Below are 25,652 nucleotides of genomic sequence, written 5' to 3' on the forward strand. Positions count from 1 at the left end.
CGTGCAAGCCGCCAACGCGACGCAAGCGGGCTGCCTGCTTTCGATTAGCACGCCGTTCGGCAAGGACGTCTTGCTGCTCGACGGCCTGAGTGGACACGAAGCGATGTCGACGCCGTTCCATTTCGATCTGCGCATGCGTTCGTCGAATCTTGCGCTCGATGCGCAGGCGATCGTCGGCAAGAGTGCGAGCGTGACGCTGCAGGTGCCGTCGGGTTCGAAACGCTATATCCACGGCATCGTCACGCGTTTTGCCCAAGTCGGCGCGGATGCACGGCATGGCTTCTATACCGCCGAGCTTGCACCGCGCCTGTGGCTGCTCGGGCTCGGGAGCGATCGGGCGATCTATCAGAATCTGAGTGCGCTCGACATCGTGGAACAGGTGCTGCATAAGTTCGGCATCGCGATCGAGCTACGCCTGAAAGGCACGTACGCCGTGCGCGAATACTGCGTGCAATACGATGAAAGCGCGTTGCAGTTCATCTCGCGGCTGATGGAGGAGGAGGGCATCTTCTACTTCTTCACGTTCGCCGACGGCGTTCATACGATGGTGCTCGGCGACAGCACCGCCGCGCACAAGCCGGGCAAGACCGACTCGCATCTCTGGTACTCCAGCGACTCGGTCGCGCATGATCAGGTCAACCGGATCGGTGCCTTCGAGATGACGACGGGGCTGGTGGAAGCCGAGCAGATCGTCGCCGACTACGACTACACGACGGCCGCGCTCATGACGGCCAATTCAGCGGCCGGCAGCGGGCCGGCGAGCGGGACGCGCTATACGTTCCCCGGCCGCTATGCAAAGGCCGCGGACGGCACGCGCACGGCGAAGCTGCGACTCGCGGCGCATCAACTGGGACAGCGAACGGGGCGTGCCGGCAGCGGCATCTGCACGCTCACTGCGGGCGCGAGCTTCACGCTGGGCGGCCACGCGAACCCTGCATTCAACGTGTCGTACGTGATCTGCGCGGTGTCGCACAGTGCGTCGAACGATCGATATGCCAACGACTTCGACGTTATCCCGGCTTCGGTCGCATTCCGTCCGCCGCTCGTGACGCCAAAGCCGATGGTCGCTGGTACGCACACGGCACTCGTCACAGGGTCGTCCGGCGAAGAAATCTGGACCGATGCGTATGGCCGCATCAAGCTGAAGTTCCACTGGGACCGTTCGGCCACTGCCAACGAAAGCAGCTCATGCTGGGTGCGCGTTGCGCAGACCGCGGCGGGTAACGGATGGGGTCATCTGTTTCTGCCGCGAGTGGGCCAGGAGGTTGTCGTGAGCTACGTCGACGGCGATCCCGACCGGCCGCTCGTGACCGGCAGCGTCTACAACCGCCAGGGCACATTGCCCGTGGGCCTGCCTGCGTCGCAGACGCAAAGCGTGATGCGCTCGCGTTCGTCGAAAGGGGGCACGGCCGGCAACGAAATCCGGATGGACGACAAGCTCAATAGCGAGGAACTGTATTTTCACGCGCAGAAAGATCTGAATATCGCCGTCGAGAACGCGCTGTCTACGACCGTGATTGCAGGGGCGGAAACGCACGTCGTGCAAAAAGGCGATCGCACCGTCGACGTGCAGAAGGGTAACGAGACGCACAAGGTGAAAGGCACGCGCTCGGTCGATGTGTCAGGCGACGAAATCCATACGAATCACGCGGCGTTTACGCGCAAAGTCAGCGGCAACTACACGCTGAAGGTGAGCGGCAATCTCGTCATCGATGTGACCGGTTCGATCAGCATCAAGTCAGGCACGTCGATCCAGAACCAGGCGGGCACGAGCTTCGCCAACAAGGCCGGTACGACGCTTAGCAACGAGGCGTTGCAGGTGGAAAGCAAGGCGTCGGCGATGCAGACGATCGATGGCGGCACGATGCTCGCGCTCAAGGGCGCGCTGGTCAAGCTCAACTGAGGCACGAGATGAGCACATCGCCGTCCACCGCAGAACCTTCCGCCTCCGTCGCTGCATCTGGCCATGGCGGGGCCGATGCGTCCGCGCACGCGACGCTCATCGAGACGCGCGACGCGACGGGGCAAGTAGTGAGCCGCATGCCGATGCTCGATGGCGTACCGCACGGGCAGGTGGTCATGTACGGAGCGGGCGGCGTACCCGTACTGGAGGCGCACTACGAGCACGGCGCGTTGTCGGGCAGGGTGCGTACCTTCGACGCGACAGGCGCGCTGCTTCAGGAGGCCGATTACGTGACGGGGCAACTTCACGGCACGACGACGACATGGCAGGACGGTCGCGTCGCGTCACGCCAGCACTACGTGCATGGCGTGCTGCACGGGGCCACCGTGTCGTACGCGCCGTCGGGACTGGCGACCTCGTGGCTCACCTACGAGGCCGGCAAGCTCACGCGCGAAGCACAGCACCTGCACGAGGGGGTCATCGTTCGACGCGCTTCGTACAGCAAAGGCGTCCTCGAAGGCGAGACGCGCGACTATGCGAGCGACGGCAAGCTGGTTCAGTCGTCACCCTACAAGGACGGCCTCCTGCACGGCACGGTGCGGCGCTACGGTGCCGATGGCCGCTTAAACGAGGAGCGTGTCTATGCGCACGGCAAGCCGCTTGGCGAGGCCCGCAAGGTGGCCGGGCTTGCGCCGCAGGACGGCGCGGCGACGGGCGGGCAGCGCCTCGCAAAGCACCTTGAAAAATGGGTGAAGGGCCGGCCATGAGCTTTCTGATCACAACCGGGGCGACGCTGCAGTGCAGTTTCGGCGCCGCGCCCGCCGTGTTGAACGTGCTGCCCACAAGCCGCGTCCTCGCGGGTGCGCCTGCCGCAACGGTCATGGATCACTTGCCGATGGTCAACGTGCCGCCGTTCGGTGTCTGTTCGTGCGCCGCGAATCCGATGGTAGCGGCGGCGACGGCGGCGGCGCTGGGTGTACTGACGCCGATGCCCTGCGTACCGATGACGATGGCGCCGTGGCTGCCGGGCTCGCCGACTGTCCTGATCGGTGCGCTGCCGGCCTTGCAGAATGCGTCGAAGCTGATGTGCTCGTGGGGCGGGGTTGTCTCGATCCTCGCGCCGACCCAGTTCACGACTTTGGTTCCCTGAGGAAAACACGCCATGCAATACGTTTTTTCGATGACCGCGCGCATGGTGACCATCGTACTTGTCTGTGCGATGGCGCTATGCGTGCTTCTGTTCCTGCTGGGGATCGAGATCGGTGTGCGTTACATGGCGCCTGCGAAGGCGCCTTCAACGTCGCCTGTGTCGCCCGCAGCGATGGTCCAGCAAGGCTCCGTTGCTACGGATGTCGGCAGCGAAAGCGTAGCGCGTTCGGCGAGCGACCCGGCTGGCGCATCGCCAACGCCGGCTTCTTCCAACAATTGAAACTGCCAACTGACATGCACTTCGCATTCTCAACCCTTGTCTCCGCGCTCGAGCGGTACTGCCGCGCCAGACACCCGGTGCACACGTTACGTGGCGCATCGCGCAGGCTCGCCGTGATGCTCGGCGGCGCGCTCATCCTGCTTTCAGCCGTACCGGCGCTCGCGGCGGACCTGGCCGCAACGAGCGCGCCCATCGCAAGCGCACCAGCAGCCACGTCGACGGGCCTCATGCTCATGCCCGATGGCCGGTTCCTCGCGCCCGAGTTCGCCCGTATCGTGAGCCGGGGCGAATTGGTCGTCGCGGTGCTGGGTGTCGACCAGCCACCGTTCTTTGAAGAGCACAACGGTCAGTTGAGCGGCGTCGACATTGATATCGCAAAGGAAATGGCGGCCAAGCTCGGCGTCAAGGTCAGTTTCAACCGCGGTGCGAAGACTTACGACGGCGTCGTGAATCTGCTCGCGAGCGGTGAGGCCGATCTGGCAATCAGCAAGCTGTCGCGAACGCTGTCGCGGGCTCAGGTGATCAGCTTCAGCGCGCCTTATATCCGGCTGCATCGCGCGCTGCTGCTGAACCGGGTGAAGTTCGCGATGCTCGCACGTGGCCGCGCCGTGCCCGACGTCGTCCGTGCCTTCGACAGCACGATGGGCGTGGTCAGGAACTCGTCATATGCCACCTACGTCGAGGGCAACTTCACGCAGGCGAAGGTCGTGCCCTATCCGAGTTGGGAGGCCGTGCTCAAGGCGCTGGATGCGGGCGAGGTGACGGCCGCCTACCGCGACGAATTCGAAGTCAAGCACGTGCTCAAGCGCGATCCGACCGCTTCGCTACGGTTGCGCGTTGTGACCCTGGAAGACCTCGACGACCCGATCGCGATCGGCGTGAACGTCAACGCGCCGACGTTACTTGCATTCGTCAACCAGTTTCTCGCCGAACGCAGCAAAAAGATCGATGTAACGACCTTGCTGCAGGCTTCAAACAACTAATCGGACCAGTCGGGGAAGCAATAATGAATTCCAGCAGGATCTATGCGTGGGCCGTGAACCCGTGGGTGGTGATCGGCAGTCTCGCGCTCGGGGGCGCGTTCGGTCTGGTGCTGCCGGAGATGGCACAGCGATTTGCCGTGGTCGGCGACGTCTACGTCAATCTGCTGAAGATGACGACGCTGCCGTTCATGGTCTCGGCCGTGATCTTCAGCCTGCAGCGCCTGTTCCGCGAAGGCGGCACGGCGCGGCTGATGCTGCGCGTCGTAATGGTATTCCTCGGTGCGTCGGCGACGGTCGCGTTCGTCGGCGCGTTGGTTCTGCTCGTCTTGCGCCCAGGCATCAACCTGCCGAGTTCGACCATGCAGACGTTCGGGCTGATGGTCGGCAACGATTCGACTTCGAACGAAGTGGTGATGCATCTCTACGGCACGGACACGGTCGAGAAAGGCGTGAGCCTCGTCGAAGTGCTGACCAGTCTCGTGCCCACGAACATATTCGCCGCGCTCGCCAACGGCGAGGCGTTGAAGACACTCGTATTCGCACTGCTGTTCGGACTCGCAGTCGGTCGGGTGCCGGAGCGGATTTCTGTCGGGCTGAGCCAGGCACTCGAAACGATCTATCACGCGTGCCAGAAACTGATGCACTGGCTCAGCTATCCATTGCCGCTGATCCTGTTCTGCATGAGCGCTGCGCAACTGGGCAAATCGGGCGTCGGGCCGTTGCACGCGATGCTGCAGTTCGTCATTGCTTTCTTCGTGGCCTCCGTCGTGCTGCTGTCGTTGTCGGCCGCCGTTATCTGGAAGCGTTCGGGCCGCTCGCTGGGCACGACACTCACCGCGCTGCGCGCGCCTTTCGCGCTTGCGCTCGCGACGCGCAACAGCGCCGCTTGCATGCCGAGCATGATCGAAAGCATGGTTGAGCGGCTGGGCTTCCCGCGCGCCAGGGTCGAGCTGATGGTGCCGTTGACCGTGTCGTTGCTGCGCATCGGCCCGATGGTCTACTACGTTTGCGCCACGTTCTTCATTGCCCAGTTGTACGGTCACTCGCTCGGTGTCGTCGAGGTGTGCACGGTGTTGTTCGCGTCGGTGCTCGCCGGATTCGCGTCGGCAGGCATGACAGGTCTCGTCACGGTTTCGCTGATCGGGATGACCTGCGTCTATCTGAGTCTGCCCTTCGAGGCTGCGTTCATCCTGTTCCTCGCGGTTGATCCCCTGTGCGATATGTTGCGCACGCTGATTCTCGTCATCGGCAACACGGCGGCGGTGTCGGTGATCTGTCCGCGTCCGCTCAAGATCTAGGAGAACGGCATGGCGATGATTGGCATTCTGGGCGGGATGGGACCGCTTGCGACCGTCGATTTCATGGAGCGGATCATCCAGCTGACGAGCACCGCAGGGGCACTGTGCGACCAGCAACATCTGCCGCTGCTCGTGGCCAATTTACCGCATATCCCCGATCGTTCGGAGGCGATGCTCGGGGTGGGTGAAGATCCGTTGCCGGCGCTGCTCGACGGTATCGATATGCTCAACCGCAACGGCGTCGAACTGATCGCCGTACCGTGCAATTCGGCGCACTACTGGTACGACGCGATGCGTGCGCGCAGCGGAGCGCCCATGCTGCATATCGCTGAAACCTGTGTCGCCGCCATGCCGCCGGGCACGCGTTGTGCAGCCGTACTCGCGACGGGCGGCACGCTTCATTCGGGGCTCTACCAGCGCGTCCTCGCGGCGCGCGACATCGTACCCGTGGTGCCGGACGAAGGCACCCAGCAGAATCTCGACGCCTGCATCCATGCCGTCAAGGCGGGCGATCTCGCCCGCTCCGCGGAATATCTCCGGGCGGCACTGCTCGATCTTGAAGCGCGCGGCGCCGAGGCGGCAGTCATGGGCTGCACCGAGATTCCGCTTGCTGCGCGGCATCTGAAGGCGCCTGCCATGACACTCGTGGACAGCACGCTCGAACTGGCGCGCGCGACGGTGTCATATGGTCTTTCCCGCGGCTGGAACGTACGCCGATGAAGGTGCTGAAGCGTCTTTCGAACAGTACCCTCGGGTTGCTCCTGTTCCTCGGGCTGGGCATCGTGGCCGGCACGCTGGTGCGGCCGGCGGGCGTGTTCGCGGCCGTCGTGGGACAGATCTACCTGGCGCTTGTCAATATGGCTGCCGTGCCGCTGCTGGTCGTGGCGATGTTCTGCGGCCTGCGGCAACTGCTGGCGCTGGCGCACCCCGAGCTGCGCATCGGCTCGATGCTGTCACTGGCGCTCGCGCTGGTCGCGCTGTGCGCGGTGTGCGGCACGTTGGTGGGTATCGCCGCGGCGCCGGGCGCCCATCTTTCGGACGGTGCGCGCGTCCAACTGGGACAGGCCGTGCTGCAGAGCGCGAGCGATGCGGGAGACCTGCGCATGTCGTTGCTCGAGGCGCATGAACCGGGCCACGCGCTGTCCGCGATCTCGCTGCGCGACGTGGTGCCCGACAACTTTTATCGCGTGCTCGCCGACGGTCGCGCGCTCGGCATTCTGACGTGCACGATCCTGTTCGGCATAGCATTCGCCGCGCTGTCCGGCGCGCAGACCCGTGTGCTGAACAGTGTGTTCGAAAGCATCTACAGGACGTTCGAGGCGATCATCGAACATGCGAATCTGCTGTTGCCCTTGCTCGTGTTCGGCAGTGCCGCGCATGTGGCGGGGCACACGAGCGGGGCCATGCTCAGTGCGATGAGCGGATTTCTGCTGTGGTTCGTGCTCTGCGCATTGTTTCTGTCCTGTGTCGCGATCGCGGCAATCGCGGCCCGCGCGGGCGTGCCACTCGCACGCGTGATGGCCATGCTGAAGGCACCCATGCTCGTCGGCCTGACCTCGGGCAGCGCGACGGCGCCGATTCCGCACACGATCGAGGCCATGAGCACACGGCTCGGATTCAGCCGTGGCGTGGCGGAACTGGTGGTGCCGTTCGGGGCCGTGTTCGTACGCGCCGGCTCCGCGCTCTATTTCGCGCTGGCGACGGTGTTCGTCGCGAATCTCTATGGACGTCCGTTGGATGCGGGCGATATCGCGATGGTCGCGGCGGCATCGATGTTCGCGGCATTCGTATCCGCAGGGCAGAGCGGTGTGGCGGGTGTCGGCTACGCGGGCATCGTGCTGTCGAGTCTGCAACTGCCCGTCGAGGCGGCCGGCGTGCTGTTCGTGGCCATCGATCTGATCTGCGAAGGACCGCGCAATCTACTCAGTTTGCTCTCCGTCTGCATGGTGGTGGCACTCGTTTCAGCGGGACTGCCCTCCGAGCGCGTGTCGACGACGGATTTGCAGATGGCTTCGCAGCCGGATGCGGTGTTCCGTTTTGCGTTCAACCGCATGCAGCTTGCACTGGCGACGGGATGCGTCGTGACGGTCGGGTTGCTGATCGTACTGATGGGCATTGGAGTAGGTGCCAAATGAAGAATGGGACGAACTGGACGAGCTGCCAATCCGCATCGACACGGGCGGCCGGTGCGCCGAGCAGGGTCCACGCGGCCATGACGGACTTCGCGCGCAAGCTCGCGACGTGGTGCCTGACCGCATGCATCGCAGCGTCGCTTGGGGGATGTGCGATGCCTTCCGTCCTGAGCTTCAAGGGCGACAAGGTGAAGTGGGACGCGATGGCTTTCAGTGCCAGCGACGACGTGAACAACAACAGCCCCGTCGCCGTCGACGTCGTGTTCGTCACCGACGAAGCGATGCTTGCGCGAATCGCGGAGCTGCCGGCGTCGAAATGGTTTGCTGGACGTGCCGATCTGGTCAGCACATTTCCGAAGAGCATCGGATACCGGAGCTGGGAATTCGTGCCCGGCCAGCATCTCGATGTCCCCGGCGACACATTCGATCGTCCGCGCGTGGCAGCGGCCTTCGTCTTCGCCAACTATGCCGGTCCCGGCGCGCACCGCGTGCGGATCGAACAGTTCAGCGGCCGGCTTGCCGTGCAGCTCGACGACAACACGCTTTCCGTTTCGGCCGTGAAATGAACCTATGTCAGCGTTTTATCCATCCCATCGATTCCATGGCGGCGCGCAAGCGCGCTGCATGGTTGCGTGCATCCTTTTCTCCGCGGAGCGACAGCCATGAGTGAAGGCGCTCAACCGGTTGTCGACCGGGTCGAATGGTTCGAGGGCATGCTGCTTGCCCCGCAGCACTTCCAGTTGATGAATGCGCGCGTCGATTCGCTCGTTGCGTGGCAGACGCTGGCCGCCACGCCGTTCAGCTGGGGCGTGCGCCGCCTCGTCTTCGACCAGGGGCTGCTGCCCGCCGGCGTGCTGCGTGTGCTGGCGCTCGACGCAATCATGCCCGACGGCACGGCTGTATCGTATTCGGCGGAGTCGAGCCAGCACGGACGGCTCGAGTTGTCGCTCGAGCCGTTTGCCGAACAACTCGCGAACGGGCCGATCGATTTCTATCTGACGCTTCCCGTCGGCGCTTCGATGCGTCACGACAGCGAGATACGCCGCTTCCGTTCGACGGCGGGCGCGCCCGTCGCCGACGAAGTGTCGCAGGCACCGCCTGCCGACATCCCGCGCCTTATCCCCGATCTTGCGCTCGCGGCAGGTGAACTGCCGTCGGCGATGTATGTCTCGTTGCGGCTCGGTTCGGTGTATCGCGATAACGAGGTGGTACGGCTGGGCGAACGCTTGCCGCCTCTGCTCGAGATCGCCCGTGACAATCCGCTCTGGACGACCGTTTCTGCGCTGCTCGGGCAATTGCGCGGCAAGGCGGCATTCGTCGCAAGACAGACAGTGATTCCGTCGTCGAAGGCCGAAGACCGGCTCACGCAGCTCGAACTGAAGGACCGGCTGCGCAGCCTGGTCACCGCGTTGCCGCATGCCGAAGCCGTACTGCGCACGCCGCACCTGCATCCTCTCGCGCTGTACCTGGCGCTCGCCTCGCTAAGCGGCTCGCTCAGCATGCTCATGCACGGCGGGCTTGCGCCCGTGCCGCCCGACTACGACCACGCCGATCCTCTCGCCGTATTCACGCCGCTGTTGTGGGCGCTGCGCGATGCGATCTCCGAGGTGAGCGAAGGCTACCGCGAGCGCAAATTCGAATTCCGCCACAGCGCTTTCGAGATCGCCTTGCAGCCGGAATGGGTGGGCGAGCGGCTGGTGGTCGGGTTGCGCGGTCAGTCAGACCGCGACCTGCGGGCGTGGATGGATGGCGCGACCGTGGGTTCGCAATCGGTCTATCCGTCGCTGCGCAGCCGTCGTGTGCTCGGGGCGCGGCGACGCGTTGTCGACCACGCGGAGGAACTGGGACTGCGTTCCGGGTCCGGTTATCTGCTGTTCGAGATCGAGGCCGATGCGGTACTCGTGCGCGCAAGCGAGACGCTCGTGATCGGCAATCTGAATGAGAGTGCGAGCGTGCAGCGGCCGCAGGAAATGCTGCTGTTCGTGAAGGGCTGATCAGAAGGGCTGTTCATTAAGGAAAACAGATCGGACATGGCACGCAACCCCTTTGAACTTGAAGAGAACGACATCGTTATGGTGCAGTTTCGCCTCTTTGTCGATGAACTGGTGAGAGCGCAACGGCGCTTTTCCGAGGAGCCCGACGCGACGCCGGAACTCGCGGCCCAGCGGGTCAGCCGCCACCTGCTGAATCTGCTGGAGATCCAGACCTTGCAGTCCCGCCGCGACAGCACGCGATTCGATATCGAGAACCTCGCTGACGCACGCTATCTGAAGGCCGTGCTCGCCGACGAACTGCTGCTAAACACGCCGTGGATCGGCCGCGAATGCTGGACGACCTGTCTGCTCGAATCGACGCTGTATCGAACGAATGTCGCCGGCGACCTCGTATTCCGCAAGATCGAGCAACTCCTGTCGGATCGCGAGCCGTCGCGCCGCGACATTGCGCGGCTTTTTCTCTTTGCGCTTGCGATGGGTTTTCAGGGACGTTTTCGCGGCACGGACGCCACCGCGCAGTTGCGCAGCTACCGCGAGGAACTCTACGAATTCATCTATCAGCGGCGGGCGGGTCTGGGCGGGCGCGACCGTCTACTGGCAGAAGCCGCGTACGCCAACACGATCTCGCACATCGCGCCGCGCAAGCTGCCTGCCGTGAGCCGTTGGACCATGATGGTCCTGCTCGCGGTCGTTGCGCTACTCGCTGTTTCGGAACTGCTGTGGCTTTGGCAGTCGTGGTCGGTGCGCCAGGCGCTTCACAGCGACAGCGTGGAAAGGGTGAGTTCATGAGCCTGACGCACAAACTGAAACCCGTTGGAGTTCGCGCATGCTGACGAGCGACCTGTTCCTGCTCTCGCTGGCCGTTCTCATCGTTGTCGTGTGTGCGGTACTGGGCGTCGTCGTGTATTTTGCCGCGCACGGTGCGCAGAACAAGACGACGGGCGATCGCAAGATCGTCCGGATGCGCACCGATTCGTTGCGCAACGCGTTTCGCCAGGCCGTCGAACTGGTCGAGGGCAATATCGCGTCGCGAGCCGAGCGCTACAACGTGCCGTGGATTCTCGTGCTGAACGAAGGCGACGACCCGAGTCCGCTGCCGATCGCGCAGTCCGGCGTCGCGAGCGTGCTGAGTTCGGAAGCCGCCACGCTGGCCGCGACTCAGGGCATTGCGTGGCAGTTCTTCGATCGCGGCATCGTGATCGACATCAAGGCGGCCTACCTCGGCTCGCCCGATGAAGACACCGACGAAAAGCCCTGGGACGAATTCCTGAGCCTGTGCCGCAACTATCGGCCGCAGCGGCCGTTCGATTCAGTCGTGGTGACGGTCCCTGCCGCGATGCTGCTCGCTGAAGATACCGACGCGAGACTCGAACTCGTGCGTCACGCGAAGCTCGCGCATCGGCGCTTGTGGCTCGCGCAGAACCGCTTCGCGATGCGCTTCGCCCTGTATGTCGTCGTGACAGGGTGTGAATCGCTGGCTGGCTTCACGTCTTTTGCACGGGCATTGCCTGAACCGCTGCGCGCCGGCATGCTCGGCTGGTCTTCGCCGTACGACCTGTCGGTGACCTACCAGGCGAGCTGGGTCGAAACCGCCATGACCGGCATCGAACGCGCGGTGTCGGACGCGAGCGCCGAGCTTTTCACGCTCGACACCGGACATCTCGACGCACGTGAAATTCTGTTGCTGCCCGCTCGCATCGCTGCGATCCGTTCACAGTTGCAGCTCTACGTGGACGAACTGCTGCGGCCAAGTGCATACCATGAACCGTTTTTCTTCCGGGGTATTTACCTGACGGGCGACACCAGCGAACTCAGCGGAGCGGGCGTCGACGAGAACGCGCCGGCTGGCATTGACGCAATGGAGGCTGGCTTCGATCCCTATGGCCGCGGTGCGGAGCCCTATCTGACCAGCGGCGATGATGCCGGCGCGGGAGAGGCGGGCACAGACCACGCGGATCAGGCCGATGCGCACCCGGCATCGGGTGAAGTGGTTCGCCCGCGCGAGGCGGGATCGCTGGTCAACGATCTGATGCTGCAGCCTGCCTTCCTGCGAGACCTGTTCGAAAAGAAGATCTTCCTCGAATATGGTCTGACCCGGCCGTCGCGCACCCAGCATCTTGCGCGGCCGCTGGTCAATCGCACGCTGCACTGGGGCACGCTCACGCTGCTTGGCGGCTGGGGCATCGGGCTCGCCGTCGCAACGGTGCAGTTGAACCATCGCCATGCCGCGCTCGCGGCTGCCCTCGATGACCTGCGCAAGAATGCGCAGGAACGCGCGTCTGCCGAGCATGGCGGCCAGCAGTTGCCCGCTGACTGGTATCGAAGCAAGGCGCTTGCGCTGATCGGCGTGAACGACCGGCTGCATGCCGGCACGGACTGGTCGATCGTCATGCCCGGCTCGTGGAACGTCGTCGACGATCTCAACGAACGCGTGCGGCAACGCTTCGAACGCGAATTCGGCGAGATCGTCGTGACGGCGCTCGAGCGCGAGATGCTCGAACGCGTCGGGACGTTGACGGGTATCGCGAGCGATCCGGGCACGGGGCAACTGATCGTCGGCGATGATTGCGCAGCGCCCGCGGCGGCGAGTGCCGATGCGCGTGGCGCGGACAGTCTTGCCGTCGAGGATGCGCCAACGATGCGTGCCTTGCAGCGCTACGTCGGCGCGGTCGATCAGCTCGACGCGGCGCTGCAGGCCATGCAGCAGTTGCAGAGGCCATCGGCGGCCAATGCCGACGCGCTTCGCCTCGCCGTGCGCTACGCATTCGGTGCGGAGTTGCAGGGCAACGTCGCCGGGAGTCTGCCGTACTTCTATCGCGACCCGGACCGCAGCGACGCCTACGCCGCCGACGGCGCGGGCGGCATCAATCTGCCCATCGTGCAGCGGGCGTTACGCTGCACGTTCGACAAAGGCGCACAGCAGCTCGATGAGGCGATCTTCGCGGGCAACCCGCTGTTGAATGCCGAGCGCGCGGTTGTGAGCCATCTCGGCAATCTGTCGGTGAACGACAACAAACAGGCGGACTTTACCCAGCTCACAGGCGACTACCGCGCAATCGCATCGGCCATCGGTACGCAGCAGGATCTGCTGGCCTCGGGCAAGGGCGGGTGGATGAAGCAGACACAGTTCGTTCCCGGTTCGATCTACGACCGCACGTTTGCGCGCGCCGCGCAGAGCCGTCTGCTTGGCCCCGACCTCGTTGCGCGCGTGCGGTCGCGTTCCGGCAATGCGTACCAGGCGTTCAGGAGCGAGCTGGCGTTGCGCTTCGGCGATGGCGATGCCGGCATCGTGTGGGTCGACAAGGAGGCGCGCTACGCGGTCTCACCCGCGCGACTCGCACTGCGCGACGGTCTGCTGAAACTGCTGAACCAGCCATTCATGGTCGTGCCGCGCGACCTCTCGTTGCCGTCGATACCGGAAGGTTCGACCGTGACGTGGGACCGCGCGCAACTCGATCAGGCTCTGGCGTTGGGTGAGGTGCGCAAGCACTTTCTGGTGGAAGGTCTGAACGCGATTCCCGATACGCTGCGGCCCGTCGTGGAACAGGCGCTCGACGTGCAGTTCGCGCGACTCATCGTCGATCAGGTGGCGGCGGCTGCCACCGTGTCACCGGCGCAGGGCGAACCGGACGGCGCCGCGTTCGATGCCGCGCGCAGCCGTCTCGTGAAGATACGCGCGGCGCTCACCGACATGGAAGCGGTGGCGCAAACCGCCGATCTCGACGCGGTGATGTCGCGCGATGCGATGGAGCACCTGCGCCTCGTCGACGATGCGCTGATGCACGCCGAGCTGTATGCGACCCGATCGGCAGGCGCAGTATCGAGTGGCGGCACACATGCGCCTGTATTGGCTGCATTCGGAATTGCCGACCCGGCGCAACTGGGCGTCTATCTCGACCAGCAGGCGGCACGGGCCGCGACGCTCGGCAAGCAGGCGGCGGCCTATCTGTCCGCACTCAGCACAGCCGATGCGGCAGCGCCTTTGGCGCAGCGCTGGCAGGCGATCGAACTCGATCTGGGCCGCTACCAGCTCAAGAATCCGAACAGCAGTCTGCTGATGCTGGAGCAGTTCGTCCAGACGGTGGCGGGCGATGCTCGTGGGGGCGACTGTATTGGGCGATTCCCGCCACGGCCGTCTGCCGGCGGCGCGGGGGACTATTTCACCTCGCTGCACATGCGCCTGTACGACAGCCTGCTCGCGCGCTGCGGCCAGAGCTATAACGCTGAACTGCGCCAGCAATGGGACGCTTTTGCGTCGACCTTCAACCAGTACGTCGCGGGGCACCAGCCGTTCGGCGTTCCTGCGCGACTTGTCGGCCACAGCAGTGCGGGTAGTGCAGCAGGTGCGGGCAGTGCGCAAGGGGCGCCCGCAGACTTCGCCGAACTCGGGCAGACGCTGCGGCAATACGAACGCGCCTCGAAGATTTTGCAACAGACGCGCAACGGCGCCGTCGAGAGGGCCGTCGGGGGTAGCGCAGCTGTGCGCGAGTTCGCTGACCGGTTCGACCCGATGGCGGCGCTTCTCGCGCCGCTGTATCCGGCAAACGACGGGGCGCCGACGGGCTATGACTTGCGGGTCGATTTCCGCGCGAACCGGACGGGCGAGATCGCGGCAAACCAGGTGATCGACTGGACGCTCAGGGTAGGGACACAAAGCGTTTCGATGAAGGACACACCGGGGACGCTGCACTGGGAGTACGGCATGCCCGTCACGCTCGTGCTGCGCTTTGCGAAGGACTCGCCGCTCACTGCGATCAACGATCCGGGGCAGCGTGCGTTCTCGACGGATGGCCGCGCCTTGACGTGGCAGTTCGCCGACCCGTGGGCGCTTTTTTCGTTCATCTCGCAGCAGCGCATTGCCGACCCCTTCGCGCGTGAACGCGCGTCGGGACCGTTGCTCAGATTCGAATTCCCGATAGGCACAGTGAGCGCCGCGGACCTTGCGCTCCTGCCGAAACAGGCGCGCGGCCAGGTGTTCATCCGGCTCACGCTGAGTTCTCCCGGCAGCAAGACGTCGCTGCCCTGGCCTGGCAGCTTCCCCACATCCGCGCCCGAATGGAACGCACTATGAGCACACCGTATTCGCTGCACACCAAGCCTGATTTCACTATCGACGTGGAGAGCTATCTCGGCGCATTGCCCGATGGCGGCGGCGCGGGTACGTCGCTGCGCGGCGCTGCGATTTACGCGCAGATTCGTGCGGCGCGACACGAAGACGATGCCTCGCTGCCGATGGGCGAGTGGGAGCGCCCGCTTGCAAAAGCGGACTGGAAAGCAGTCGCGGCGCTGAGCGGCGACGCGTTGCGCACGCGTAGCAAGGATTTTCAGCTTGCGGGGTGGCTGTGCGAAGCGTGGACGCATGTGAATCATATCGATGGTTTCGTGGCCGGTGTCGAGGTGATGACGGGACTCGTCGAGCGCTATTGGGAAACAGCCTGGCCGCAACTCGAGGACGGCGACGCCGAAGTGCGGGCTGCGCCTTTCGCGTGGTTCGCCAGAACCATCGCACGGGTGCTGTCGTTGCATGTGCCGCTGATGCAGATCGATGTGTCCGACGACCTGCCCGTACTCAATCTCGAAGCGTTCCAGCGGCTTGCCTCGGCGCCCGCTGTCGAAGGCGGCAACACACTGACCCGCGAGCTGGTCGATTCGCACGTGATGCGCGGCAATAACCTCTTCGCGCTGGCGCGATTGCGGGAGCGCGCCAGCGCGGCGGGGGAGGCCTGGGAGCGGATGTCGCGACTCGTCGACCTTAGGCTCGGTGACGATGCGCCCAGTTTCAAAGGCGTCGCGGAGGTGCTCGTGCGGTTTTGCCGGGCAGCAGCGAGCCTGATCGGCGATCGAGCGGTGCATGAGCCGTCAGCCGCTGCGGAAGCCGTCGAAGCGCTGGACGAGGCGCTTGAAGACGCGCACCGCGAAGACGCGCAGGCAACGCGTGTCGCGGTGCAGACTCAAATGGTCACCGACACGATTGCCGCATCGCTTCCGTACAGCATCGTCGAACTGATCAACGATCGCGCGCATGCCTACCGGCTGCTCGCCGATATCGCGCGTTATCTGCGGCGTCAGGAGCCGCACAGTCCGACGTCGTATCTGCTCGAGCGGGCCGTTTCATGGGAAAGCATGGCGCTGGGGGACTTGATGCGTGACATCGTGCAGGCGGACGGCAGTCTCGAGCGCTATTTCCTGCTGCTGGGGCTCGAGTGACGGCGGTGTGCGCGGCGGTACGTGGACGCACCTTACGAGCGACCCGCACAATCCTTCACCCATTCACACATCCCCTGTCACCAGATTGGCGTCAAAACAATCAGCGAAATATCATCGGCAGCATGGGGGCAGTAGAGGCGTGCCTTCCGTTGTGGAATATCTGCAATCTTGAGGGCGAGCGGGCAGTTCGTTTGGTAGCAAGGTGCGTCATCGACGCGACCTGAACCAGTCCACACGCCCGCTGCACTCATTGGCGCATACGCGTCAGTATTCAGGCCCGTGCTGCGGCCATGAGGCGGCCACCCCAGGTACCCGCCTCCACATGACTTTGATGTTCCTTGCCTGTATCGAGTTCTTTGCCTGTATCGAGGTCTCCCGCCGTAACTGCGCCGCCGGGCAGTTTCAACCTTACAAACTTGATGTCCGCACCCGTGGCGTGTTGGAGGTATCCCGCCATGACTGCGTCGCCGGGCCGTTCCAAACTTAGGAACTTGAATCCGCTTTTTTTCATATAGTCGATCGAGTATCGCTTGAGCCGTGTGAAGTAGGCATTGCCGATGTCGAATTCCTTGCGGCCGCCGTGCAACGCGGCGGACTGGCGACCGTCGGCGTCGAACAGCTTCACCAGCGTCATCAGACTGCCGCCGAGCCCCGAATTGAGGACCAGCATCGGAATCAGCGGACTCGCCTGACAGCCCTCACGGAAGAACGCGGTGAACGCGTTGGCGTCCGTGATAATCGAGCCTTTCGCAGTGTTAGGTTCGTAGACTAAGTGGGACTCGCCATTCTGGCGCTTGACAAGTTCCGCGCGCGCGCGGCGTTTCTCGGTGTCGTAGAGACTGCGCGCGCGCAGCAGAAATGCGTCGATTGCGAACTGTTCGCCCAATCGGCTGACGAACTTGATCAACCACTCGATCGCCGACATGACTGCCGACACCAGACTGCCGAGACCCGGCAGGAACACGCTGACCGCCACCTTTGCTGAACCCTTCAAGACATCGACCAGTCCGGCGCAGATGCCCAGTGACATTTGGTGTTCGATTGCATTGGCGATTTCGAGCGGATGGCCCGACTGGATTCGGATATGTCGGCGGTCTGCCCACGAAGCGATACGGCTGCACGCCTCGCCAATCGTGCGGGCGAGGCCCGTGCCGACCTCGATGGCACCGCCGAGGAAGGGCACGGCGTTCTTCATGACGTAATCCATGGCGATGACGATGCCCTTCTTGAGAGCCGCGCTCAGCTTCTGTACGGTCGCCACGTCGTAGCGCGCGCGCCAGAGGCGCATCAGCATATCGCCAAGCGCCTTGAACGCCTTCTTCAACTTCTCCCAGAGCGCTTGCCCTGCATCCGCCAATACCGTCACCGCGGCCATCGGTACGGCACCAACGATCGCACCGGTATAGGCAATGCCGCCCAGGTACTTATTCTTGTTCCACACTTCCGACAGCCCGGCCGAAGCGCCGTCGAGGGCAGCCGCGCTGATCGGCAGATAGCGGGCGAACGCGGAGCCCGAGACGGGGGGCGACGGCGCCATCGCCTCGCTTGCGATCGACGCCGTAGCCTTCAACGTCAGCTCGCCACCCTTCGCCAGCCGACTGGCCGAGACACTCACGTCATGCACCCTCCCGACATCCACCTTCGCGACAGCGCTCACCGCATGCTTGCTGCCGAGGTGGTTGAAGTTGGTAGTCATGCCGACGCCGACCGCCGCGCCGACAGCACCGAGACCTTCGATGCCCATCGACACGGCGTCCATTTCGAGCCTCACGCCGGACAGCAGATACAGCACGCCGAAGCGGGCGTGCGGTATCTCTATGTCACGGATACGCGCCGCTGCACGTCTGTCCATTTCCAGCGCTGCCACCGGACTCATGGCTCCGGGCCGCAGTGTTTCGTGCAGATACTCGAGCAACCCGCCGCTGGCGACGTTGCGTTCGCACTTGTTCCATGTGCCGCCATGCTTCGCCAGATACTCGCTTAAGCGGGCGAAAAGCTTACGTCCGGCACCCTCCGAGCGGTCGAAGTAATAGTTGTCGTAGGCTTCGTCCAGTGCCAATGTCGTGCCGCTACGGCTGCTGAAGGTGAGCGCGGTGCGCTTTCTAAACTCATCCGGCGTGACGATCGCCAACGGTCCCGCTTTGCCCATCGTAGGTCCTCTTGAGGATAATCTGTTTAATATCCGGTTGCGGTAATCAATAAACAGAATCGGCCCGGTTCGCTTGCCCGCATGGTGTTCTTCCTGGATCGCGGCAAATGAGTATATTTGCGCGGCGTATATTTCTCTGTAGTACAAATGCGCTACAACGCGCTGTCACGGTAGAGCGTTCGCGACACATTAACGGAGAAGGCACACGTTTTATCGGAAAGCGGACGGATCCTGGGTTGCCTCAGTGAAACGACGCCAGGGGGCAAGTTGTTTGCGATGGAGTGAGGCGCGTAGCAGGTGTCGCTTGAGCGCGAAGTGCTGCCGAATCGGACCGAAGCTCGATAGGAATGTCTGCGTGCGCCCAGGATCGCGGAGTCCACGCACGCCCCGCAGGAAGTCTCCTTGAGGGATGTGTCGCTCGCGTTCGCGCGTCGGCCGACGACTGTTTTCAGCCCGGTTATTGACCCGCATGGTGGCTTTGACGAAGGCGTGCCCGACGTGAGCCAGGGCGGGGATCTCGGCTTTCGCCGCCGGATAACTGCGCAGCTGATCGGTTGCGATCTTGCTCGGCCATCTCAGCACTGTGACAGTGCCCTGCCTCCGCCGACCAGACAATGCCCTCAAAAATGTTCCAGAACTGAGACGCTCAAGCAATCCATTAAAAAAGGCGCACCTATACTAGGTCCCGTCGGAGCGTCGGGGGATTGCTCCGACATTCACATTTCACCAATACATTCGTTACCTCGCGGCGGTCCTTACTACTAAGGATGATGCGTTATCGGACAAACCCGGTTTGTCCCCGCCAATTGGACAATGCCCGTCCGTATGCAGACCACGAACACCAATTCGGAACCGTTTGCCATCCACGTCGCAATCGTCGAAAGCGATCCGACCTTTCTCGATGCATTGAGCAAGGTCGTGCAGGCCGCGCCGGACATGCGATTGACAGGTGTCGCGGGCTCCCGTGCCGCAGGACTGGCGCTGCTGGATGGTGCACCGGCGGACGTGCTGCTGATCGACCTGGGATTGCCCGACGGCTCGGGTATTGACGTGATCCGCGCGGGTGCCCGGAAATGGGCCGATTGCAACATCATGGTCAGGACCAGTGTCGTCGACGAAACGCACGTGATGCGTTCGATCAAAGCCGGCGCAACCGGCTATCTGCTGAAGGACGGCCCGGTTGCGGGGATGGTCGAGGAAATCCGCAGCCTTGCAAGCGGCGGCAGTCCAATCAGCCCGATCATCGCCAGGCAAATACTGATGCACTTCCGGCAAGGCGGCACCCGCCGCGCCGCAGGCAAGGAGCTAGCCGCGGCTTCTTCGTCCCTGCTATCGGCCCGCGAGAAGGAGGTGCTGGGCTTCATTACCAAGGGCTTCACGACGAAGGAAATTGCGAAGCTGTTGCAGTTGTCTCAATTCACGGTGCGAACCTTCGTACGGCGCATCTACAGCAAGCTCAAGGTCACGTCCAAGGCGGAAGCCATCTTTGAAGCGAGGACGCTGGGACTGGTGGCTGACTAGGGGCGTTGTCTTCGAGCCGCCCGGCTCGATTGCCTGACACATGCTCCGTTCGTGCGGTGCAACTGCCGTCGCACGCTATTTACACGGATGAGCAGGCGCTGCGCATCACATCGCGAGGAAAGAGCGGACCCGCATGGGCACGGTGGAGAGTGCGATGACTCCCTACATAATTTTCAGTAAATCCTTACATCGGATCGTCTTAAGCCACTTTGTTTTGCGACCGTTAACACCAAGTGGGCTTTGTCACTTTGTGGTGGGTGTAGCCCAAGCCACGCACCGGAGGAGCGCGGACCAGTGTCTTTATCCGCAGCAATGGGAGACGACCCCACCGCTTCACTTGGTGCATGTGTATAAAAATTGGTGGGTAATCTTGCACAGTTAAAAGTGTTGGCTGGATGCGCGGAGGCGGCGGGGTGACTCCCTCATCATCCACTCAGCGATCATCTGCGAGATCGTTGTCGGCGGTCTCTCCTTACCGGACTGCATGCCCATCGTTCTATCTTGCTACCGGATCACAATTCATGCTCGAGAATGGCATCGCTTACAGCCGATTCGATGTTTCCGGGCTGCCGCCAGAGCGGCAACTGCTGGCCTATTGTGAGCAGCTTGGCCATGTTATCGAGGTAGCGCCGTCGCGTGAGCAGGTCCGACTGCCCTTTATCTGCATCAACGATCGTTACGATATCGGCGAATTCCGTATGAGCGACACCTATACGGATGATGTCGTGATCGAACGCACCATCGCCCGTATTTCGCGCGATAACGCACGCGGCATCGGTTTTACTATTTTCATGGATGGTGACGCTCATTCAGCCATGACGCTTGCCAGGAAGCGTGAGTCCGCCTTGTGTGGGGGCAGCGTACTTGCCACAGATCTCGATCAACCCGTACGCGTACTGCGGCAGGCGTGCCGGTACATTACGCTTGTTGTACCCCGCAACCTGCTGCAACAAGTGTTCTCTGACCCGGGAGCAATACACGCTCGCGTGCTCGACCCGGGCAAGCCTGGCACGCGGCTTATCGTCAAGCGTGCCAAAACGCTTGTCGAGAACTTCCGGTACATACCGTTCGAGGACGCGCATCGCAGGCTTGCCGACCTCGTTGAACTGATCGTAGCCGCATTCGGGGAAGAGGCGGGCTTGAGTGGCAGCAAGCGAGCCGTCAGCCGCGCGCTCATGTTCGAATGTGTGCGACGCTATGTTCGCGCTAACCTGCAAGACTGCGAGCTATCGCCCCAGAGCGTGATTGAATCGTTAGGGATCCCGCGCAGCTCGATTTATCGGCTGTTCGAACATGAAGGCGGGCTGGGTGCTTACATCCAACATCTTCGCTTGCGCGCCGCCGCAGACGACCTCGTTCGAATTCCGAGGGGTCTGATCAAAGACATTGGCTATTCAGTCGGCTTCAAAACCGCATCCCACTTTACGCACGCCTTTCAGAATGCCTATGGGATTACACCCCAGGAAATGCGTCTGAACGACTTTGTCAATTTGACGGCAGCAGATCGAGAGCTGGCGAGAACCTGGGCATCCTGATCAAAGAACCGGGGTGCCCCGTCCATCGACGCCACGCGGATGGAAATGTAAAGCTCGAGGAGCTAATCGAGCGCATGATGTCGCGCAGGCTCGGTCGACACATCGTTGGCGTGACTTCGTCCGTTCTCGGCAGGTTGACAATGACCGCGCGCCATTTCGGGAACCGCTGACCTACAATATAGCCACGGTCGCAACCTGATAAGGAGGCTGCCATGACCCAGTCTATGATCTACTTCGTTGTTGGCTTGGTGGTCTTGTTGGTCGCCGGGTTCATGGTGGCGCAACGTTACAGGCGAGATCACCCCGCAGAGGGAATGGCCCAGTGGCTCGATTCGCACCATATGGGCTGGCTGCACCGGCACAAACATTAATGCGGCATCGCAAAATAAAATGCCCCGCAATCCAGCGGGGCTTCGTACGATGTATTGCAGCTCACAATCAGCGGCAGTGGTTTTCACAGCGGTGAAATCCTTTCTCCTCGTCGCACTCGCGCGACCCACGCGCGATAATCGTCATCGTTCACAGCCATCTTTGCTGGGGCGGTACTGATGTGACGATATGAGCCGCACTCCGATTTCGGTCGTGATTCGAGCAGGGCACGCGCCCGTCGCCGGCATCGTCATGAACTGAGTACGGAGCGTGACGATGAGCGACTTCAACGTGCCCGACACCTGCCTCAAACGCTTTGAAAGAGCGGCCTGGGCACAGACCTCGCGTTCCTTGTGGACATGCTCGCTCGTCTTGTCGATCTTCACACCGGGGCTGTCATCCACCGTTGCCGCCGAGGAGCGCATTATGACCCTGACCCTAACGTCACAAGCCTTCCGACAGAACGGCGAGATTCCCGCCCAGCATACCTGCCAGGGCGCCGACATATCGCCGCCGCTCGCGTGGTCCGGCGTGCCCGCGAACACAAAAAGCCTGGCGCTGATAGTCGACGACCCTGACGCGCCGGACCCGGCCGCGCCAAAAATGACCTGGGTACATTGGGTGCTCTACAACATCCCGCCGACTGCAACCCGCCTGCCCGAGGGCGCTGCTGCGCAGACTTTGCCGGGCGGTACGCTCGAAGGCACCAATGACTTCAAGCGTGCCGCTTACAGCGGGCCGTGTCCGCCCATCGGACGCCACCGCTATTTCCACAAGCTATATGCGCTCGATACCGTACTGCCTGATTTGAAGGGTCCGAGCAAGGCGGCGCTTGAAAAGGCCATGCAGGGGCACGTGCTAACGCACGCGGAACTGATCGGCACCTATCAGAATCGATGAGCGATGCGTCGTTGTATGGACTGGGATTGAAGACCAATAAATCCAGTGCTCAACACCCACACTTCCATTGCGGTTGCGGCAACGTCATCCCGTGCAGCCCCTTGTACGCGGCGACCGGGGGCGAGGTCCATCCCTCCAGCATCTGCGGCGCTAGCCGGTAGATCTCGATGCCGAGCGGACGGCATACCTCCAGCGGATCGCGTGCGTCCGGCCCCCACATCGGCACCGACAGATCGCCGCCCGGGCAGGTCGACAGCGCGCACAGCAGGTCGATTTCCGCGAAGAACTCGAGGTAATCCCCCTTCTTCGCGGGGCATGCCTTCATGAAGTACTTGTCTTCGAGGTTCAACCCGGTGCACTGGAACACGTTCAGCACGTCGTGCACGTCGTATTCGGTCAAGCCATACGGAGCGATTGCGCGCGTCAGGTTCGAGTGGCAGTGGAAATGGAAATCCTCGCCAGTCAGCATACGGTTCACATACGGATCGCAACGCGTGCCGAGCAGGTCGTGAACGCGGCCGCCATGCTCGTCGACGCCGTAGTCGGCCAGGCTGTCGTCCGTGATGGTCACCATCGGTCGCAGGAACGGCAGGGTCGACCACAGACGGTCGTAGGTGCTGACGTGCGCCTGTTGCAACTGGCGGGTGCGCGAGGCCCACATGCGCTCGCGCGGGTTGTGCTGGTTCCACATGTTCAGGTCGGCGACTTGCGGGCCTTCGATCGTCACGATCCGGAACACATGACCGGCCGGCACGGTCCACGCCTGACCCGAACGGATCGGCACGACGATGGATTCGACCAGGGTGCGGGTATCGTGCTCAGAGGCAATGCGCTGATAAAACGCTTTGTCGGGGTCGAGGGCGGAACCCTTGGTGGACTGATAGGCGGCGGGGTAGTTCAACATGAGGGAGACTCCTTCATAAGACGTGCGGACAGGATACGCCTGCCACGCGCTGTAGCCTGTTTGGGCAGTGGCCGTGATCGGTGAATGAAACTGGAATGAGGGTGTAACGAATCAGAGGTAATCGAGCAGCGCGTGTTCCGATTGCTTCAGATAATCGGCGAGTGCGGCGCTGGCTTCCGTGGTGCGGCCGCTCGCGATCAACTCGAGAATCTGCTGATCCTTCGCTATCCAGGGACGCTGGAAGCGCCGCTCGTCAGGGGCGGAGGCGAACACGAGACGCAGTTGCGCCAGAATCGTGGTGAAGAACGTGTCGAACAGCGGGCTGCCGAGCAGCTGCACGATGCGCCGGTGAAACAGCAGGCTGTAGGTGCCGACGCTGCGCCAGTCGCCTTCGTCCGCCGCCGCTTGCGCGTGCATGACTGCGTCGCGCATGGCAGCGATTTCATCTTCCTCGATCGGATCCTCGCGAAAGAGGGCTTGCAGTTCGAGCGTGCGCCGTACCCGGTAGATGTCACGCACATCGTGGCGCGTCAGGGTACGCACGATCACGCCGCGATGCCGGTAATGCACCGCGAGCCCTTCACGGCACAAGAGACGCAGCGCTTCGCGCAGCGTGTTGCGCGAGACGTCATGCGCCTGAGTGAGATCGTTCTCGACGAGTGCGGTGCCCGGCGGCAATTTGCCTTCGATGATTTCGTCGCGGATCGCCGACAGGATCCGGTCCGTGGCCGATTGCTCGGGCTCCTGGCCAGTGAGGGTGGTAACAGTTGAGTGCGAGGTGGGCATACGGTGTTTTATGCAAGATGGACGTCTTTGAGGAAGCTGGCGATCCGCGAAGTCTTATCGAGCGCCGCCAGTTCGTGCGGTGGCGCATCGCTCACGATCGTGCCCGCTTCCATGAACACGATACGGTCTGAAATACGGAACGCAAAGTTGATTTCGTGTGTGACGATGATCATGGTCATGCCTTCCCGGGCGAGTTCCTCGATGACCTTCAGTACTTCGTTGACCAGTTCCGGATCGAGCGCCGAGGTCGGTTCGTCGAACAGGACAATCGACGGCTGCATCGCCAGTGCCCGCGCAATCGCGACGCGCTGCTGCTGACCGCCGGACAACTGATGCGGATACTTGTGCGCATGCGCGGCCATGCCTACCTTGCCCAACAGGCGCATGCCGGATTCGTCGAGCGGAGCCCCGTTCAGACGCCCGTGATAGCGGGGCGCGAGCGTCACATTCTGCAGCACCGTCTTGTGCGGAAACAGGTTGAAGCTCTGAAACACCATGCCGATATCGAGGATGCCGCGCATGTGCTGCGCATGCGGTACTTTGCCATGCCGCGCGCGTGGCGGCCACAGGAACGCCTTGTCATGCAGACGCACTTCGCCGCCGTCGAGCGTCTCGAGACCGTTCAGCGTGCGGATCAGCGAAGTCTTGCCCGAACCCGACGGGCCGATGATCGACACCACTTCTCCTGCGCGCACGGTCAAGTCGATCCCCTTGAGCACTTCATGATCGCCGTAGCGCTTGCGGATGCCGATGGCTTCCAGCGCACGCGCCGCGCCGCTGGATCGCGCCGTGCGAACGCCCTTCGTTGCCTGCTCGGGCCGCGGTGTTTCCACGGGAATGACGGCAGCCCCAGCCTGCGTGCGGCGCGTGACATCGAGGTGCTTCTCGAGCAGCTTCAACGCATGGCCGAATACGGTCACGATCAGCACATAGTAGAACGAGACGGCCAGCATCGTCTCGAGCACCTTGAAGTTCTGCGTGTACAGGCGTTCGCCGACCAGCAGGATTTCCGCCAGCGAAATGACGGACACGAGCGACGTCAGCTTGACGATCGTCACGTACTCGTTGATGAGTGCGGGCAGCGCGACGCGAAACGCTTGCGGCAGCACGATCAGCCGTTGCAGGCCGACAAAGCGGATGCCGAGCGCCTTGCCCGCTTCGAGCTGGCCCTTCTGGAGCGATAGCAGGCCGCCACGATGGATCTCGGCGATGTAGGCCGCTTCGCTGATCGAGAGCGCCAGCAGGCCGGCCCAGAACGGGTCGGACAACAAACCGCCCGTCCCCGGCAGCACCTGCGGCAGGTTATAGACGAAGATCAGCAGTACCAGCAGCGGCAGGCTGCGAAAGAGCCAAATGTAGGTGCTGCATGCCACGCGTAGCGGTATGAACGCGGACTGTTTGCCGAGTGCAAGGGCGAAACCCGCGGCAATGCCGATCAGCCAGGTCGCGGCGCTCAGCTCGACCACGAGCCAGGTGGCTTTCCAGAAGGCGGCGTCGAACAGCAGCGAAGCCGTGTAGTGCCAGTCGAATACCATGTGCTTC

At 62.9% G+C, this 25,652-nt stretch carries 21 protein-coding genes and 1 pseudogene; 17 read left to right on the forward strand and 5 right to left on the reverse strand.

The window, feature by feature from the left end; all coding sequences use genetic code 11:
• The first annotated feature begins 1 nt into the window (after position 1).
• The 13 genes from DLM46_RS20605 to tssA all read left to right on the forward strand — a co-directional run bounded on the left by DLM46_RS20605 (position 2) and on the right by tssA (position 15,946).
• On the forward strand, positions 2-1,903 hold the full coding sequence (locus DLM46_RS20605) for a type VI secretion system Vgr family protein (protein WP_115103221.1): 1,902 nt from the start codon (positions 2-4) through the stop codon (positions 1,901-1,903).
• 8 nt (positions 1,904-1,911) lie between these two features.
• On the forward strand, positions 1,912-2,670 hold the full coding sequence (locus DLM46_RS20610) for a toxin-antitoxin system YwqK family antitoxin (RefSeq protein ID WP_115103223.1): 759 nt from the start codon (positions 1,912-1,914) through the stop codon (positions 2,668-2,670).
• Entirely contained in the window at positions 2,667-3,053 is a 387-nt protein-coding gene (locus DLM46_RS20615) for a DUF4280 domain-containing protein (protein WP_115103225.1), read from the forward strand. The genes DLM46_RS20610 and DLM46_RS20615 overlap by 4 nt, the downstream gene beginning before the upstream one ends.
• A 12-nt stretch (positions 3,054-3,065) precedes the next feature.
• Positions 3,066-3,332, forward strand: a complete 267-nt coding sequence (locus DLM46_RS20620) for a hypothetical protein (RefSeq protein ID WP_115103227.1) — start codon at positions 3,066-3,068, stop codon at positions 3,330-3,332.
• Positions 3,333-3,448: 116 nt separating this feature from the next.
• Positions 3,449-4,315 (forward strand): substrate-binding periplasmic protein, encoded by an 867-nt coding sequence (locus DLM46_RS20625; protein ID WP_244306320.1) that lies wholly within the window; start codon positions 3,449-3,451, stop codon positions 4,313-4,315.
• Between the two features lie 23 nt (positions 4,316-4,338).
• A complete protein-coding gene (locus DLM46_RS20630; protein ID WP_115103232.1) occupies positions 4,339-5,613 on the forward strand; it encodes a dicarboxylate/amino acid:cation symporter in 1,275 nt (424 codons plus the stop codon).
• A gap of 9 nt (positions 5,614-5,622) precedes the next feature.
• Positions 5,623-6,333, forward strand: a complete 711-nt coding sequence (gene cuyB, locus DLM46_RS20635; RefSeq protein WP_115103234.1) for a cysteate racemase — start codon at positions 5,623-5,625, stop codon at positions 6,331-6,333.
• Positions 6,330-7,748, forward strand: a complete 1,419-nt coding sequence (locus DLM46_RS20640) for a dicarboxylate/amino acid:cation symporter (protein ID WP_115103235.1) — start codon at positions 6,330-6,332, stop codon at positions 7,746-7,748. The genes cuyB and DLM46_RS20640 overlap by 4 nt, the downstream gene beginning before the upstream one ends.
• Entirely contained in the window at positions 7,745-8,311 is a 567-nt protein-coding gene (locus DLM46_RS20645; RefSeq protein WP_341868594.1) for a hypothetical protein, read from the forward strand. The genes DLM46_RS20640 and DLM46_RS20645 overlap by 4 nt, the downstream gene beginning before the upstream one ends.
• 96 nt (positions 8,312-8,407) lie before the next feature.
• Entirely contained in the window at positions 8,408-9,739 is a 1,332-nt protein-coding gene (tssK, locus tag DLM46_RS20650) for a type VI secretion system baseplate subunit TssK (RefSeq protein WP_115103238.1), read from the forward strand.
• 36 nt (positions 9,740-9,775) lie between these two features.
• On the forward strand, positions 9,776-10,528 hold the full coding sequence (locus DLM46_RS20655) for a DotU family type IV/VI secretion system protein (RefSeq protein WP_115103240.1): 753 nt from the start codon (positions 9,776-9,778) through the stop codon (positions 10,526-10,528).
• A 37-nt stretch (positions 10,529-10,565) separates the two neighbouring features.
• Positions 10,566-14,810, forward strand: coding sequence for a type VI secretion system protein (locus DLM46_RS20660; protein ID WP_115103242.1), 4,245 nt, complete (start codon positions 10,566-10,568; stop codon positions 14,808-14,810).
• The gene (tssA, locus tag DLM46_RS20665; RefSeq protein ID WP_165848024.1) at positions 14,807-15,946 is read left to right on the forward strand and encodes a type VI secretion system protein TssA; all 1,140 of its coding nucleotides are present in this window, start codon (positions 14,807-14,809) and stop codon (positions 15,944-15,946) included. Before DLM46_RS20660 ends, tssA begins: the two co-directional genes overlap by 4 nt.
• A 271-nt stretch (positions 15,947-16,217) precedes the next feature.
• On the opposite strand, the gene DLM46_RS20670 is transcribed toward tssA, so the two are convergent.
• Both DLM46_RS20670 and DLM46_RS20675 read right to left on the reverse strand, forming a co-directional pair.
• A complete protein-coding gene (locus DLM46_RS20670) occupies positions 16,218-18,095 on the reverse strand; it encodes a hypothetical protein (protein ID WP_115103247.1) in 1,878 nt (625 codons plus the stop codon).
• A gap of 210 nt (positions 18,096-18,305) precedes the next feature.
• Positions 18,306-18,665: pseudogene (locus DLM46_RS20675) on the reverse strand (IS6 family transposase); the annotation flags it as partial.
• A gap of 255 nt (positions 18,666-18,920) precedes the next feature.
• Between DLM46_RS20675 and DLM46_RS20680 the strand changes: the two are divergent.
• From DLM46_RS20680 to DLM46_RS20695, 4 genes are all read left to right on the forward strand, one after another.
• Positions 18,921-19,616, forward strand: a complete 696-nt coding sequence (locus DLM46_RS20680) for a response regulator transcription factor (protein WP_115103249.1) — start codon at positions 18,921-18,923, stop codon at positions 19,614-19,616.
• Positions 19,617-20,137: 521 nt separating this feature from the next.
• Positions 20,138-21,151, forward strand: a complete 1,014-nt coding sequence (locus DLM46_RS20685) for a helix-turn-helix domain-containing protein (protein WP_244306312.1) — start codon at positions 20,138-20,140, stop codon at positions 21,149-21,151.
• Positions 21,152-21,363: 212 nt separating this feature from the next.
• Positions 21,364-21,522, forward strand: a complete 159-nt coding sequence (locus DLM46_RS39515) for a hypothetical protein (protein WP_165848025.1) — start codon at positions 21,364-21,366, stop codon at positions 21,520-21,522.
• 424 nt (positions 21,523-21,946) lie between these two features.
• Positions 21,947-22,420, forward strand: coding sequence for a YbhB/YbcL family Raf kinase inhibitor-like protein (locus DLM46_RS20695; RefSeq protein WP_115103255.1), 474 nt, complete (start codon positions 21,947-21,949; stop codon positions 22,418-22,420).
• Positions 22,421-22,469: 49 nt separating this feature from the next.
• Here the strand turns inward: DLM46_RS20695 and DLM46_RS20700 are convergent, their stop codons facing one another.
• The 3 genes from DLM46_RS20700 to DLM46_RS20710 all read right to left on the reverse strand — a co-directional run bounded on the left by DLM46_RS20700 (position 22,470) and on the right by DLM46_RS20710 (position 25,645).
• Positions 22,470-23,324, reverse strand: a complete 855-nt coding sequence (locus tag DLM46_RS20700) for an urea carboxylase-associated family protein (RefSeq protein WP_115103257.1) — start codon at positions 23,322-23,324, stop codon at positions 22,470-22,472.
• A 111-nt stretch (positions 23,325-23,435) separates the two neighbouring features.
• Positions 23,436-24,110, reverse strand: coding sequence for a GntR family transcriptional regulator (locus tag DLM46_RS20705; protein ID WP_115103259.1), 675 nt, complete (start codon positions 24,108-24,110; stop codon positions 23,436-23,438).
• An 8-nt stretch (positions 24,111-24,118) separates the two neighbouring features.
• Positions 24,119-25,645 (reverse strand): amino acid ABC transporter permease/ATP-binding protein, encoded by a 1,527-nt coding sequence (locus tag DLM46_RS20710; protein ID WP_115103262.1) that lies wholly within the window; start codon positions 25,643-25,645, stop codon positions 24,119-24,121.
• Positions 25,646-25,652: the final 7 nt, after the last annotated feature.

The organism is Paraburkholderia lacunae (genome assembly GCF_003353175.1).
GTDB classification, from domain to species: Bacteria; Pseudomonadota; Gammaproteobacteria; order Burkholderiales; family Burkholderiaceae; genus Paraburkholderia; species Paraburkholderia lacunae.